Source organism: Alteromonas sp. 38 (assembly GCF_902506055.1).
Lineage (GTDB): Bacteria > Pseudomonadota > Gammaproteobacteria > Enterobacterales > Alteromonadaceae > Alteromonas > Alteromonas lipotrueae.
The window spans coordinates 3226408-3241721 of sequence record NZ_LR733300.1; the positions used below are offsets into that span (position 1 = coordinate 3226408).

Here is a 15314-nt window from a genome sequence, read left to right on the forward strand (position 1 = left end):
GTAGTAAACGGAACATTTAAATGCAGGATTTACAACAAACCTTACTCCAATTTTTAGATTTACTAAAAGGGATTTGGATTAAGAAACGTCATGTCATTATTATGTCATGGATGATTTGCCCGATTGGCTTCTTCATGGTTGCCAACTTGCCCGATCAATACACCTCTACAGCAAAGGTTTACGTTGATACCCGTTCGGTGCTCCAGCCACTTTTGAAAGGTCTTGCTATTCAGTCCAACCCCGATCAAGAAGTCAAAATGATGGCTAGGACGCTTTTAAGCAGAACCAATGTTGAAACGATTGCCAGAGAGAGTGATTTAGATATCACCACTAATTCAGAACGAGAGTTTGAAGACTTAGTAACCCAACTATCTTCATCAATTGTTTTGCGTTCAGCTGGCAGGGACAATATCTATAACATCTCATTTGCTAATGCTAACGCGATTACAGCTCAGCGGGTTGTGCAAGAAACGTTAGACCTTTTTGTAGAAGGCTCGTTAGGAAACAACCGCCGAGACACTGATACTGCGGGGCGTTTCTTAGAAGAACAAATAGCTGAATATGAAAGCCGACTAAGTGAAGCTGAACAGCGACTCGCCCAATTCAAACGGCAGTACAACAATATACTTCCCCTTTCTGGTACATATTATAGCAGTCTTCAAAGCCTCAATGCAGAACTTGAGCTTACTCGCTTGAATATAAAACAGACTAAGCAACAGGTAGATTCTCTTAGATCACAAATCAAGAAAACATCTGCAACGGATAGCTTTGCTGTATCTAACCAAGAAAATTCAGGCTTAAAAACACGGTATGATGACCGTATCCGAAAACTGGAGGAAGAATTAGACCGCCTTCAATTAAGATTTACTGAAAAACATCCCGATGTGGTTGAAGCTAACTTGCTTTTATCTAGTCTGGAAAAATCCCGCCAACGAGAAATTGATGCATTCCTTTCAAGTGTTGACGAAGAAGACCAATTACCCCTTAATGATCTAACTCAGGAAATCCGGCTTGAAATGAGTAAACTTCAAAGCGAGGTTGCTTCATTAGAGGTAAAAGAGACAGATTTACAAAATAAAATTGCTGAGCTTGAATCTAAAGTCGACTTAATCCCACAGATTGAAGCCGAGTCTTCAGCGCTAAATAGAGACTATGGAATAACGAAGAAGAAATACGAAGAATTATTGTCACGCCGAGAAGCCGCTGGGCTTTCAAGACGGGCAGAGGTTTCTGCTGAAGAACTCCAGTTTCGTATTATAGAGCCGCCTCTTGCCGCCAGTTCGCCCTCAGGCCCAAATAGACTCATCCTATACACCGCAGTATTACTTGCTGGTTTTGGCTCTGGTGTAGGCGTAGCGTTTCTAGTGAGTCAACTTTCCCCTATATTAATTAGACCTAAACAATTAAACAGCCTATCTGATTATCCAATTTGGGGAACGGTCAGCCATTTGAATATTGTGAACATTCAGAAAAAAAACAAATTTAGATTATTAATCTTCGCCTTGTCCTGCGGGATGATTCTGCTGCAATATGGTATATTAGTGGCCGCAGAGATGATGAATATTAATTTAATCGAGAGGTTTTTCTAATGTCTAATACAATTGAAAAAGCATTGTTAAAACAAAAACAGAAAAACGCTTTAGCAAATAACTCGAATGAGGAAAGCGCAAGTAATAACGTTCCCGAACCTCAACTTGAAGCCACTGACGCTGCTAAGCCAGAGACTACATCCCCCAAAAGTAGTTTTAAAATTAATCTCCAGAGGCTAAGCGGTAATGGTCACATCTCTCTTTCTGGTGAGCGTAGGCAAATTAACGAAGAGTACCGAGAAATTAAGCGAAAGTTACTCGCTAACGCTTTTGGCCCACTCGCTAAAACCCTTCATAACCCTAATATAATAATGGTTACAAGCAGTCGCCCTTCTGAAGGTAAAACATTCACTGCGACAAACCTCGCATTGAGTATTGCAGCAGAACAAGATAAAACCGTCCTGTTAGTTGACGCAGACGTTCTTAAACCTAATGTGCTAAACACATTAGGTTTGGAAAGGCGCAAAGGGTTAATGGAGTATCTTGTCGGTGAGGTCGACGATATTTCTGAGGTACTTTACTCTACCAATATCGACAAATTGAAAATTATTCCTGCTGGTCGCTCGCATCACCTTTCTACGGAGATGCTTGCTAGTCATAAAATGCATGAAACAGTTGATGAATTTGCTAACCGATACCCTGATCGAATCGTTATTTTCGACACGCCTCCTCTTATCGGTATTAATGAAAGCGCTATTTTAGCTAATTTCGCAGGTCAAGCAGTGGTTGTAGTAGAGGAAGGTAAAGCGAAACTTAGTGACGTTAAAATGTCTGTAGAACGATTGAACCCTGATATGGCAATTGGATTTGTAGTTAACAAATCAGTGCATTATGACACCGATGGAAGCGGATATTATGGATACTATTATTCTGAGCGGGAAGATTAGAGCACATTTGGCTATATCTCTTACAAGGAACCTTAAACCAATAGCCGCTATCTTTTCGGCACTTTTTAGCTGCTCACTTTACGCTAATGTTGAATTGAGCGGCTCTACAAATGCGGATTATATTCATCAAAACGTTAGCTCTGAGTCTCTGGGTAATTTTTCAATTGATACACTTAAAATAGTCCCAACATTAAACGCTACTTATCAGTCACCTACTCTTTCAGGAGCTTGGTCTAGTAAATTGACGTACTTACAGCGTAGTAATGACATATCGGATGGAGAGCAAAGCTATACGGAGTATTCCTATGGGGGACAATGGGCACCGCTAGAACGTTTACTTGTCATCTCGGCGTCAGGTGCTCTTGCTTATAGGAATACCAGCTCTGCAAACTATCTAGTATCTGATTTTCTAAGTAATTCTGATTCTCTTAGCAAAACACGCTCGAATAGAGTTTTAGCACAATTAAATATTCAACAAGGCGATTGGGTTGCATTAAACGGTGTGGCCAGCTACTCCGACGTGGCTTCAGAGCGCTCATCATTGGTCGATGGCCAGGCTTTGGATAATGATACGATAAGCCTCTCAGGAAGCGCATCAAATGGCGATAAAGTCAAAAGCGTAGTGTGGAATGTAGAAGGTGCCTACCAAAATACCGACCGTGCGCAGAATAGCTCTGGTAGTTTTATAACTCGCGAGGGTGACGCCTTTTTAGATGCACTTCTGTACAACGATTTTGGATTAAGATTTGCTGCCCAACATGAAGCAAACCAAATTTCTAATAGAGATGATACGTCTAGCACAGTCCGTGAGTATACAAGCTATGGTGCAGGCCTAGTCTATCGACAAAGTGAAACTCGATACATTGCCGTCACGTTTAATCGGAGTAACTCGAGCATAGAAGAAGACGATGAGGACTTTGTTGGTGCAGAATTTTCTTGGGCACTCAGCTCCAGAACTTCGATAGGCGCCACGTTCGGGAGACGATTTTACGGTGACTCAGCTTCTGCCAATATCGATTATAACTCTAAACACTTTAGATCATCATTTGCTTATTCAGAAGAAGTGACGAATACGTCACGTTTGCTTTCAGATCCGGAAAGTCTAGGCGTTTTTGTCTGTCCTATATCATCAGCGTCTATTTCAGAATGCTTTCAGCCTAACAGCTTGAGCTATAGTCCAACTGCGTCTGAACAGCTTGTAGAAATCACTTCCCAAAATTTGGAATTCGACGACAGCATAATTCTTCGCAAAGGGGCAAATGCTCAGGCTGGTTATAGCTTTTCTAGGCTAACGTTAGGATTGTCTTGGCGGTATGCTGAAGATGATTACCTTGACCAAGACAGATTAAGAAGAACATATTCATTTGGTACTAGCCTAGCTTATAGCCTTGGCAGCTACACAACATTAAGCACAAATATAACCTTTGCCAATATCGAACAACGTTCGGGAGATATAAGCGCCAGAGGAGAAACAGACAATTGGAACAGTAGTGTTAGCATACAAAGAGAGTTGGGGCGGCACCTAGTTACAAGCTTGCAAGTGACGGTTCTGGACCAATCAGGTGATTTGAACTCTGGCATTGCCCAGTTCGGAAATAACTATAAAGATAGAAGAATTACAGCATCTTTAACTTATACCTTCGACTAATCCTTATCGACAATGAGTGGAAACGCATTTTTCTAGCACCTCTACTCACTTTTATCAGTACTCTTCAGCCGCACGTACGTTTTAAACTTCTTCTTCATTAGTTTATCTACATACTGCGTCATTTTAACCTTATGCGATATTGCATCGTCTAACGCATCTACTAACTCCGCCAACATATCAAGATAGTACTTACTATCTCGTATGATATTCCCACCGGGAGTCATAATCGTTTTGTTTTCAGGGTGCTCTGCAAAGTCATGAGTTTGGGACGTTGAATGGCCCAACCCACTCTCAGGCTCAAACATTTCAGCTTTAACTTCATCTATTACCTCACTTACCGCCTCTTCATCAAAGCTTTTAAGCTCCTCTAAAAAGCCAAACAGCATGATGCGATCCATAAGCGTATTTATTTTACGGGGCACACCACGGGTAAACTGATAAATGCGCTCGTACGCCCCTTCTGAAAACAAATCTTCCCCATTCCAGCCTGCATGATGCAAGCGATATTCAATATACTCTTTGCACTCATCTAATGTGAGGGGCGCTAAATGACATGAAGCCACAATACGCTGTCTGAACTGCTCCATATTGGGCGCTCGTAGAATAGGCTGCAGCTCTTCTTGCCCTAATAAAAAGCTTTGTATTAACGGCTTACCATTAAGCTGAAAGTTAGACAGCATGCGCAGCTCTTCAATAGACTCTAACGGTAAGTTCTGCGCTTCATCAACAAGCAGTAATGCGCGGCGGCCTTGGGTGCTTAGGTCGTATAAGAACACCTCAAGCATCTTTAAGATTTCAGCTTTGCTTCTTCCGTCCGTGTTGATATCAAACTTTGAGGCCACCATTTTTACCAGCTCATCAGGCGACAGTTTGGGGGTGACTATTTGGGCCGCGAAAATATCGTCTTGAATTTCAGCCAGCAAACTATTCGCGACGGTGGTTTTCCCTGTACCAATATCACCTGTGATAACAATAAACCCTTCAGCCTGCGACAGCCCATATTGAAGGTACGACATGGCGCGTTTGTGCCACTTACTGGCAAAAAAGAAGCCGGGGTCTGGTGTTAACTGAAAAGGTTTAGCGTTAAGTCCGTAGTAACTTTCGTACATGCTGGTATCCGTTTGAAAAAACTGCTCGCTTTGCTAGCCTACCGATTAACTCATGGGGCTAGCAAACGACTACATTTTACATTTACTGAAATAAAAATTGAGGTAACCACAAAAATGCTAGGTTAACTTGTTTCGTGTTATACGCTCAATGATTCCGGTGGTAGAAACGCCATCCTCAAACGTTAACACTTGCACCTCACCGCCGTTGGCAATCACTTCTTTTCCACCAGCAATTTCTTCAATTTGATAATCACCACCTTTCACCAATATATCTGGTAATAACGAGGCAATTAATCGCTGTGGTGTATCTTCAGTGAAGGGCACAACCCAATCAACCGCACTTAAGCCTGCTAGTACTGCCATACGGCGATTAGTGTTGTTCACTGGCCGCCCTGGGCCTTTAAGCTTCGTCACCGATGCATCGGTGTTTACTGCTACAATAAGCCGGTCACCTAACTGCGCGGCTTCTTCTAAATAAGCCACATGCCCAGAATGTAGAATATCGAAACAGCCGTTCGTCATTACAATACGTTCGCCTCGCGCTTTCGCAGCAGCCATTGCCATTTCTAGTTGCTCTTCGGTCATCACGCCGCCGTCGAGATGCACAGATTGTTCACCTAAAGCTAGCGCTAATTCGGTATTGGTAACGGTAGACGTACCTAATTTCCCAACCACCACACTGGCCGCTAAGTTGGCCAATACACAAGCAGCTTGCAGAGGTAGTTTGCTTGCTAGCGCCACGGCTAGCGTTGATACCACAGTATCGCCGGCACCAGTAACGTCATAAACTTCTTTGGCTTTTGCAGGTAAATGAAACTCTGCATTGTTTCCTTCGAACAAGGTCATCCCCTGTTCAGAACGCGTTAGCAGTAACGCATCCAAATTAAGGTCAGTTTTAACCTGCTGCGCATTTGCTACTAATGATTTCTCAGAAGTAGACTCACCTACCACATGGTTTAGCTCTTCCATGTTAGGTGTAATAAGCATAGCGTTAGCGTACTTTTTAAAGTCACTGCCTTTAGGGTCGACAATAACGCGCTTACCTTTTGCTTTAGCTGCTTGAATTAGTGCTTGGGGGTGGCTTAAGCATCCTTTGGCGTAGTCAGATAATATAACAATATCAACATCATCAAGGGCGCTATCGAACGCGCTTTCTAGTTCAAATTTATCTGAATCAGCAAAGCTCTTTTCAAAATCTAACCGAAGCAATTGCTGATTACGGCTCATCACCCGAAGCTTGGTTATTGTGTCTTGACCTTCGACGGCGAAGAACTGGCAATCAATATCAAACGACTCTAAGCGCTCACGCAGTAGTTTGGCATTTTCATCGTTACCGCACATGCCTAGTAAGCTGACTTTAGCCCCAAGAGTAGCCACGTTCACGGCCACATTTGCAGCGCCGCCTGGGCGATCTTCAGATGACTGAACATTCACTACAGGTACAGGGGCTTCAGGGGAAATACGACCTGTTCCACCGCTCCAATAGCGGTCTAGCATTAGGTCACCTACAATAAGCACTTTTGCTTTACTAAAATCTGGTAAAATCATTGATGAGACAACTTTATCGATGTATTTCAAATTGCCAATGAGTATAACAGCCAACAACGTGAATACCCACCAGCAGCCTTCAACTTGGTACCTTTATCTTATCGAAAATAAACTGGGTCAATTGTACACGGGTATCACTACCTCCCCTGAACGCAGAATTTCCCAGCACAGAGGAGATATTGCAGGTGGAGCGCGGGCATTAAAGGGAAAAGGCCCACTTCAATTTAGGGCCATTTTCTTAATTGGAGATAGGTCGACAGCCTCGCAAATTGAATACAAGGTAAAGCAACTTTCTAAAGAGAAAAAACGGGCTATCGTTAAACAGAAAGTTTTGCCTGAAAACCTATGCAAAAACAGCCAGTATATTTCTCCTTCCGATTATCAGTAATATTAATTGTGATAGCAGCTTTCTACGTTACGCCATGCGTACTTGCGGCTACAGAGCAAACGCCTCAAGGTTTTAAACAATATACTTGTCTGCTGACAAGCTACCTTAACCACCGAGTACGCCATTAATCACCATGGCAGTACCTATGCTTAACGTAAAGCCTAGTGAAGCTACACCAACGTTGTGTTGTTGATCGACTTCTTGCCTAAAGTTCATACCAAACAGAATCACTTTTTTATTGATAAGCACTAATATATGCAGTGCGATAGCTAACGCTACACTTACCACCAACCAGCCGGTTACGTTACTTACATAACCTGACGGGTTATAGATAAGTAGGTTTTTCGCCGCCGAAACAATCATAGCGGTGCCCAGTAAATTACCCGAATGTTCTATGGCTAACGCTAACTGACCTTTTCGAAGCGCCCCCTGAAATGAGTCGTTTTGGTTATCTTTTGCATAGCGCACTTCTAAAATACGGGTCATCACCAATAACATGGTGAGCACGACAGAGAATCCTGTCACGATAGCAATAATGGCATTCATATCACTGCCATTCACCCACACCATAATATTTCTCAACACGATGGCACTTGCCACTAAGCTTGCAGCATCTACCAGTGCAATACTTACACTGCGCTCTGAAATCATGGCGTGAGTATCTACGCGATTGAGTACCAGCTTGTCATGGGCGAATCGACCAAACTTCACCAACAGAATACCGACAATACCGAACGTCACCATGCCAGTAGCCGCTTCACTGTAGCCCTGCCCGATATGACGACCTACCACCGAACTCAGCACGATACAAAGCGACAACATGCCACCGGCTATACTAATACCAAAAGCAAAATTGTCTTTAATACCAAGCTCTTCGGTCACTGAGTTCTTTCTCATCAGCCCAGTCAACCACTTCATAACCACCAACAGTGCTAGGGCGATACTTACATCGATAGCAAGGTAAATCCATAAGTCAGAACCTAGCGGCACGAGTTTTATTAAAGCATCCACGTATTGTTACTCCTTTTACCTAAACACAACCTTAGGGTGGTTACGCCCCAAAAACTGTGACAGACTCTTTTTTATCTCAACGTTTTGAAATATTTATTATTGTCGAAGCCAGTATTATGCCAACAGACAACACAATTACCATGAGCAATGCACCACAAGCCAACGAAACCTGGGAAAAACTTTCAGATAGTGATCGCGTTAATTGTGATTTAGCGCATCATCGAAATGATCTCACTACCGTATTTGGTCGCTCGCTGTTTTTTGCAGAGACCTGCCTGCAGCACCCTGACTGGGTTGGCGCTATGCTGGTTGAATCGGTTCCTGACGAGCCGCATACCTTTTACAACCATGCAGTTACGCAAAAATTGGAAAATGTTAAGTCAGAAGATGGGCTGCTTAGCGCACTTCGCCACTGTCGCCACTTTCATATGGCTGCTATTACGCTACGTGACGGGCTTAATAAGCAAACTATTACGCAATCATTAGGGCAGGTTTCTGCGTTAGCTGATGTATTAATTACGTCAGCTTACCAATGGCTTTACACCATGCTAAGTGACAAACACGGTGTTCCTTGTGGTGAAAATGGGCCTATCCATATGTACATTTTGGGTATGGGGAAATTAGGCGGTCGCGAACTTAACTTTTCTTCAGATATCGATTTGATTTTTGCCTATCCCGAAAAAGGCATGACAAACGGTGAAAAGAAACCGATAGAAAATCAGCAATTTTTTACCCGCCTAGCGCAAAAATTGATTCAAGCACTTAACAAGGTAACCACCGACGGCCAGGTATACCGAGTAGACATGCGCTTACGGCCATTCGGTGAGTCAGGGCCTTTGGTGATGCACTTCGACGCCATGGAAGATTATTACCAAGAGCAAGGCCGTCATTGGGAACGTTTTGCTATGGTGAAAGCGCGCGTGATCAATAATGATAATTCAGAAGACGTAGCTTCACTAAACGCCATCCTCACGCCTTTTACCTTCAGGCGCTACCTAGACTTCACCACTATTGATGCCCTTAGAGGCATGAAGCACCTTATTGCTACGGAAATTAGACGTAGGCGTTTGAGCAATAATATTAAGCTTGGTGCTGGTGGCATTCGTGAGGTTGAATTTTTCGCACAAAGCTTTCAGCTTATTCATGGTGGTAGAGAGCCTGAGTTACAAAGTAAGTCACTACTTACTACCCTGGATAATCTTGCTGAATTTGAAATGGTTGAAACCGATGTGACTGAACAATTACGGACAGACTATTTATTCCTTCGTAAAATTGAGCATACGCTTCAGCAATGCCAAGACCGACAAACCCAAACACTGCCAGATAGTGAGTGGGAGAAAAATGCACTTATTTCGGTTTTAGGGTTCTCGTCATACCACGCATTTACGCTAGCACTGCATGAAACCATGTCTAGAATACATGGGCATTTCAATGAATTAGTTGAAGAAGCACAAGATACTCACAACAGCGAAGATACCTTATTTGAAGCATGCCGTGATGCCTGGCAACTTTCCCTTGATAAAGAAGAGTTTAGCACCACGCTAACCCCTTTTATTAGTTTAGAGGAAGCGCAAGGGATTTGTACCCAGCTACAAGAATTTAAAACGAATCAGCGCGGGTATCGAATGGGTCAAAAAGGCGAGGATACGCTTAATAAACTGATCCCGGAAATACTGTATGTACTGATTAAATTCGACCCCAGTAAAGCAAACAATGTACTAAAACGAATCTTCGGCGTGATAGATGCGATTACCGGCAGAACAACCTATTTAGATTTATTGCTGGAAAACCCCAATGTTCTGCAACAGTTGGTAAAGCTGTGTGACAGGAGTGAGTGGATAGCGAATGAAATTAAGCGCTTCCCGCTGCTGTTAGATGAACTGCTTACCCCGCTCTATTTGCAGCAGCAAAATTCAGATATCACCACTAGTAAATATGAATACGCGCAAGAGTTGCGACAAACCATGCTGCGCGTTGAACACGACGATGTTGAGCTTGCTATGGACACATGGCGACAGTTTAAGCTTTGTCAGCAGCTGCGCATTGCAGCCAGCGATATTAGTGGCTCGCTACCCATAGCGAATGTAAGCGATAAACTTACCGTATTAGCGGAAGTCTTGCTCGAGCAAGTTATTGAAGCAGCGTGGCACCAAGTTTCAGCTCGCTTTGGCGTGCCGAGTCATTTGAACGATGGCGAGCTCGGGTTTGCAGTTATTGGCTATGGCAAGCTTGGTGGCTTCGAGCTTGGTTATGGCTCTGATCTTGACCTTGTGTTTTTGCACAACGCGCCTCGCCAGTCAGCTACCAATGGGGCTAAGTCTATTGAAGCCCAGCAGTTTTACATCAAACTTGCTCAGCGTATTATGCACTTACTGAATACCAAAACCTTGTTTGGTCAGTTGTATGAAACCGACTTACGCTTGCGGCCATCTGGTAACGCGGGCTTGCTTTGTTGCCATATAGACGGATTTGAGCGCTATCAACAAGAAGAGGCGTGGACATGGGAACATCAAGCGCTAGTGAGAGCCCGCGGTATCTGTGGTGATATATCGCTGCTAAGTGCGTTTAATACTGTGCGTCACAACATTCTATCTATTCAGAGAGACCAGGCTACACTATCTACTGAAGTGAGCGAAATGCGCGTAAAAATGCGCAAACATTTGCTCTCTACGAGTAATCAAAAAGTCGATTTGAAACAATGTGTGGGAGGCATAGCAGATATTGAATTTATGACTCAATATTGGGTATTAGCACATGCGAATAAGATTGAGAGCTTGACTGAATTTTCAGATAATTTGCGTTTACTAGATGCAACCCGTAACGCAGGCATTATTGATGAAAAACAATCTCACGCGCTACAACAAGCTTATCTTGCGCTAAGAGAACAATATCATCACCTGACCCTTGCAGACACGAAATATGCAGAACAAACCGAGCATTTGAGCCAAATGAGAGAAACGGTAAGTGAATATTGGCAGGCGTTATTTGATAGTACTGCTGGTCATGCTGCCGATAGTAGTACCGACATTGATGGCAGTAGTATTAATGATAACGAAGGTGAGCAGTAGCTCACCTTTGCTTTAACTGATGATCAACGAACGAGGGTACATCGGGTAGATAAAAACTCGGTCTCTTCAGCAGTCACTACCAGAGAGCGTTGCTCGGGGCATAGATAGGCGTTTACCCGCCCTTCAAAGCTACTGTCGATAGCGCTGGCAATTTTAGCCAATGAACCGGCTACCGTATTATCTAACTGAAACTGATGTTTGATAATGAAGTCTTGCTCTAAATTCCATATCAGCTGCATGCCTTCCGCTTGCGCAAAAGTAGAGATAGCCTCTCGGAGTGTACTGCCCTCTTTGAAAGTGCGGAATTTTTGCTCTCCGGTCCAACTGGTATCTACCGTTGTATTTATACTCGACATGCTTTCTAGTCTGCTATCGAGCTGTGGATCAACGCCGCCAGTTTCTATCACAAAAGTACCCTGCTCTTCCTTAACTGGATCGGTAGAGGACATTCTAAATTCGCGGTAAAACTCGCTCAATCCCTTTGCCACCGATTTTTCTTCAGCTGGTTTACCGGAAGGTTCTTCATCACTGCTATTTTGTTGCAAATAAATCATCACACCCGCAATCACTATCAATACGAATGCCAGCGCTATGTGACGCGCCCAAAAAAATGTATTTGAATAACCTTTTTTAGCCATGACTTTTTCAATGCTTCCAATAACTTAAACTCAAGCTACAGCTTAACTCGCTTTTACCTTACGCACAAAAAGCGCGCTACAGTAATAATTGTACACCTAACGGCACAATAGGTAACTGCTTCGTTAGTACAATGACGGGGTGTCTTTACTGGGTCTGGTTTTGAACCGTTTATGCATCCACAAGTAACTTTCAGGCTGTTCTTTAATTGCCTTATCAATATGCGTGTTCAATTCTGTTAATGCCGCAACATCGTCCATATCCCCTAAATGCGTCAATGGGGGGTATATCTTTATTTTATAACCCTTCGCAGTGTACTGAGACGTAATCATCATAGGCACACTGGTAGAACGACGAATAAACATCAACGTAGCTGTGGTGGTCGCGGTTTCAGCAACCCCACCAAAAGGTACGAATACGCTTTGCTTTGGCCCGTAATCTTGATCGGGAAGGTATAAGCACAGCTCGTTTTCTTCCAATGCCATTAACAACGCTTTGGCATTTCGCTTGTCAATCATATACTTATTGGAGCGATTACGACCATGGTACTGTAAATAGTCGACCAGCGGATTATTATGTTTTCTATAGAAGGCGATGCTAGGGTGGAAGTAACCAATACCCCTGCATGCAAATTCAAGGTTCATGTTGTGCAGTGCCATGCCAAACACACCTTTGCCGCTGGCTATGGCTGCCTCAACATGCTCCGCACCTTCAATTTCTATGGCCTTTTTCACTCGCCAATCAGGCCACCACCACCCCATCGCCGTTTCAAATAAGGCCATTCCGGTTCTGCGCACATTCTCATTTAATAGCGTTTGCACTTCTGACTCCGACAACGACGGGTTCCAAAGTTCAAGGTTTCGCTTTGCTACGCGCACGCGTTTAGGAACAATTTTCGCAATCAGTTTACCTGCGCCACCGCCAATAAATCGTATAACAGGCAGAGGGAGCCAAGTGATGATGTAAAGAAGGAATACTCCTAGCCATACAGGCCAAAATTTTGGAGTAAGAAAAGACAGTTTGAATTTAGGAGCCTTAATTGCCGCAGCCAACGCACTCTATTCCTAACAAATTAAGAGGAGCGCTATTGTAGCAGACCAAATTAAAGTCGAAAGTGCGTTGGTGGAATAATTCGACACTACTGTCGTGGTATTTTGAACTCAATACGCCAAGCATTGTTTTACCTAGCTCGGTTAGCAAAAATGTTCACAGGACGTTAGCCCTCTCACTCTATAAATTTAGTGAGCGCCATACTCTTTATCAATCTGCTTCAGCTTTTTCTCAAAAGTTTGAAAGTGATCGTTTGTTTCATAATCGAAGTGATACTGGTTATGGAAACCAAACTGCAATTTACAGTTCATGTCTTCGATAAATAACGTGTAGCCATCTAGGTCGGTGTACGCAACAATACCATTTAGGTGGTATTGATCTTCTTTCTTATCACCATTAGTTCGGATTTTTTCAAACACCTGCAATAGAAATTTACTGTCTAATTCATTTTTCATAAATGGCTCCTTAGTTTTTGACTAGCCACTCTTTTTACGCTGAATGATAGCGTTTGGATTACACCGCTCATACTGATATGAATTTAGTCACTTGCCACTATTAGCCATTAAAAATTGTAGCGAAAGCCCAAAGATACTAAATGCGTTGAGAGGTCATCTTCCCCTCCTAGGTATGTATATTCAAGTCGCACCATAGATTTTAGACCAACATAATAATCAAATCCAAGACCAGCAATACCTGCAACCACACCTTCATCAAACGAGCATGCATCACCCGATAACTCTGAGTTGCCACAGTCGCGCGTACTTGCAATATCAGCGTTAGCAATACCTAATTTGTAATACAGTTCACCGTACTCGCTTTTCGCCTTTCCAAGTACAGCAAGGTAAAGCGCATCCCCCGAAAGATCGGTATCATCCTCGCTATCGTTAGTGAGATTAAGGTAACCCACTTCTGCATACCACTGCCTATGGATTTGGCGCCCAAAAGCAACACTGTAAGCTAGCCCGCTATTCTCGACATTTGTGAACTCAAAATCACTAAACCCAACTGACGCAATACCATAATTGGTAGAAGCACTATGTGCGTTGAACGTTAAAAAAAGCGCAATAAAACCAACTACAAACTGCTTCATTAAAACCTCAGGTTAAAACCACCAAAGAACAACCCTATTATTAACTATCTAGGGTGACGAGTGTAAACGTTAAATTTATATCAGAAATAAAGCCTCGTACTAAAAAAAGTACTCAAGGGTAAATTGGAGATGATCATCTCTTCTTAGGAAATAAAAGGTATCGTCAGTATCATCACTTGAAAAGAAATAGCCATCCAATTTCCAGCGCCAATGAGATGAAATACGACTAGACGCTTCAATAAATGCACTAGAAGTACTCGATTTATCTAAATCTTGCACGTATCCCATTAGCACTTCTGTTCCGTCAATGTCATTGAAGATAAACCGTAAGCCCACCATCAGGTCGTTTTGACCTAAAGCAAAAAAGTTATCTTCGCGTTCATCGAACTGGTACTCACTCAGTACACCTAGGCCATATTGGGTGTCGAATATGCCTTGTGTGGTGTACTCGAAACCTGTGACAACCGCAGCAAAATCTTCCGATTGCCCTTCACGATATATCGACTCAAATTTAAGTAACCATGCCCCGTATACATTCAGTAAATCTACGCCTACCTGATTGATTTGCGCGTAATAGGGAAGAATTTCTGGCTGACCTTCATCATTCACGGTGGTAACAAGTTCAGGCTCTCTGCTTGTACCTGAAAAGTAAGACAGCCCCACTTCCCAGTCACTGATACTGGCTTGCCACCTCAGCGCATAATCAACATGACTTTGCTCACCATCCGACTCATACAAGGCATCTCCCACAGCAATGGGCGGTCGCAGACGTCCATCAACACTTTCGAAGGTACGCTCTCTAAAATAGGGCAACACAAATGCTGAAAACGTACCAAAATCACTAAAGTAAGAAACATTGACCATGGGCTGACCAAGCTTATCTTCGCCGTCTACCGCTTCAATTGCATCGGTTTGATTCACGATATCGACGAGGTGAATGGACTCTGTTTGCCCCCAGAATACTTTTCCAATCCCTATTTTGGTTTCCCATGTGTCTGCCACGTGCATCCACTGCAGTTCCCGAACATCGAAATGCGTTCTATCCTCGTCGTGTTGATCAGCCCTGAAAAAGGGCTTAAACAGCAAGCTGTCTTCCCCATCATTCCACTCGGTATAGGTTTCAGGGCTAAAAAAAACAGAGCCGTAAGCTCTTTCTTGTGCTTCGTAAAGGGCGTCTTGCAAGAAATAACGCAACTCTCCGCCTGCGGAGCCTGTCACTTCCGTATTGGCCAACAAAGAAAATGAAGCCGTAATACTTGTTACCAATAAAGCGATGGATTTAGTCACGAA

The 15314-nt window shown here is 43.2% G+C and carries 13 protein-coding genes; 5 read left to right on the top strand and 8 right to left on the bottom strand.

The window, feature by feature from the left end:
* Positions 1 to 20 precede the first annotated feature (20 nt).
* The 3 genes from FLAVO9R_RS14055 to FLAVO9R_RS14065 all read left to right on the top strand — a co-directional run bounded on the left by FLAVO9R_RS14055 (position 21) and on the right by FLAVO9R_RS14065 (position 4124).
* A complete protein-coding gene (locus FLAVO9R_RS14055) occupies positions 21 to 1589 on the top strand; it encodes an XrtA system polysaccharide chain length determinant (RefSeq protein WP_126871656.1) in 1569 nt (522 codons plus the stop codon).
* Positions 1589 to 2476, top strand: coding sequence for an XrtA-associated tyrosine autokinase (locus FLAVO9R_RS14060; RefSeq protein ID WP_159532267.1), 888 nt, complete (start codon positions 1589 to 1591; stop codon positions 2474 to 2476). The genes FLAVO9R_RS14055 and FLAVO9R_RS14060 overlap by 1 nt, the downstream gene beginning before the upstream one ends.
* 241 nt (positions 2477 to 2717) lie before the next feature.
* Positions 2718 to 4124 (top strand): TIGR03016 family PEP-CTERM system-associated outer membrane protein, encoded by a 1407-nt coding sequence (locus FLAVO9R_RS14065; protein WP_232370653.1) that lies wholly within the window; start codon positions 2718 to 2720, stop codon positions 4122 to 4124.
* A 41-nt stretch (positions 4125 to 4165) separates the two neighbouring features.
* On the opposite strand, the gene FLAVO9R_RS14070 is transcribed toward FLAVO9R_RS14065, so the two are convergent.
* Together FLAVO9R_RS14070 and hldE are read right to left on the bottom strand one after the other, a co-directional pair.
* Positions 4166 to 5233 carry an XrtA/PEP-CTERM system-associated ATPase gene (locus FLAVO9R_RS14070; RefSeq protein ID WP_126871653.1) on the bottom strand — a complete coding sequence of 356 codons (1068 nt, stop codon included), beginning with the start codon at positions 5231 to 5233 and terminating at the stop codon, positions 4166 to 4168.
* Between the two features lie 117 nt (positions 5234 to 5350).
* Entirely contained in the window at positions 5351 to 6781 is a 1431-nt protein-coding gene (hldE, locus tag FLAVO9R_RS14075) for a bifunctional D-glycero-beta-D-manno-heptose-7-phosphate kinase/D-glycero-beta-D-manno-heptose 1-phosphate adenylyltransferase HldE (protein ID WP_159532269.1), read from the bottom strand.
* A 37-nt stretch (positions 6782 to 6818) separates the two neighbouring features.
* On the opposite strand from hldE, the gene FLAVO9R_RS14080 reads away from it, so the two are divergent.
* The gene (locus FLAVO9R_RS14080) at positions 6819 to 7169 is read left to right on the top strand and encodes a GIY-YIG nuclease family protein (protein ID WP_309475314.1); all 351 of its coding nucleotides are present in this window, start codon (positions 6819 to 6821) and stop codon (positions 7167 to 7169) included.
* A 105-nt stretch (positions 7170 to 7274) separates the two neighbouring features.
* On the opposite strand, the gene FLAVO9R_RS14085 is transcribed toward FLAVO9R_RS14080, so the two are convergent.
* A complete protein-coding gene (locus tag FLAVO9R_RS14085; RefSeq protein WP_159532273.1) occupies positions 7275 to 8180 on the bottom strand; it encodes a DUF350 domain-containing protein in 906 nt (301 codons plus the stop codon).
* Positions 8181 to 8296: 116 nt separating this feature from the next.
* Here FLAVO9R_RS14085 and glnE point away from each other — a divergent pair, with 116 nt between their 5' ends.
* Complete coding sequence (gene glnE, locus FLAVO9R_RS14090) at positions 8297 to 11248, top strand: bifunctional [glutamate--ammonia ligase]-adenylyl-L-tyrosine phosphorylase/[glutamate--ammonia-ligase] adenylyltransferase (protein ID WP_159534631.1); 2952 nt, start codon at positions 8297 to 8299, stop codon at positions 11246 to 11248.
* Between the two features lie 23 nt (positions 11249 to 11271).
* On the opposite strand, the gene FLAVO9R_RS14095 is transcribed toward glnE, so the two are convergent.
* The 5 genes from FLAVO9R_RS14095 to FLAVO9R_RS14115 all read right to left on the bottom strand — a co-directional run bounded on the left by FLAVO9R_RS14095 (position 11272) and on the right by FLAVO9R_RS14115 (position 15311).
* Entirely contained in the window at positions 11272 to 11886 is a 615-nt protein-coding gene (locus FLAVO9R_RS14095) for a TcpQ domain-containing protein (RefSeq protein WP_159532275.1), read from the bottom strand.
* Positions 11887 to 12009: 123 nt separating this feature from the next.
* Positions 12010 to 12936: an LpxL/LpxP family Kdo(2)-lipid IV(A) lauroyl/palmitoleoyl acyltransferase gene (gene lpxL, locus FLAVO9R_RS14100; RefSeq protein ID WP_159532277.1), complete on the bottom strand. Its 927-nt coding sequence runs from the start codon at positions 12934 to 12936 to the stop codon at positions 12010 to 12012.
* Positions 12937 to 13122: 186 nt separating this feature from the next.
* Positions 13123 to 13389 (bottom strand): DUF3081 family protein, encoded by a 267-nt coding sequence (locus FLAVO9R_RS14105; RefSeq protein ID WP_159532279.1) that lies wholly within the window; start codon positions 13387 to 13389, stop codon positions 13123 to 13125.
* 107 nt (positions 13390 to 13496) lie between these two features.
* On the bottom strand, positions 13497 to 14024 hold the full coding sequence (locus tag FLAVO9R_RS14110) for an outer membrane protein (RefSeq protein ID WP_159532281.1): 528 nt from the start codon (positions 14022 to 14024) through the stop codon (positions 13497 to 13499).
* A 99-nt stretch (positions 14025 to 14123) separates the two neighbouring features.
* The gene (locus tag FLAVO9R_RS14115) at positions 14124 to 15311 is read right to left on the bottom strand and encodes a hypothetical protein (RefSeq protein WP_159532283.1); all 1188 of its coding nucleotides are present in this window, start codon (positions 15309 to 15311) and stop codon (positions 14124 to 14126) included.
* Between the last annotated feature and the right edge of the window lie 3 nt (positions 15312 to 15314).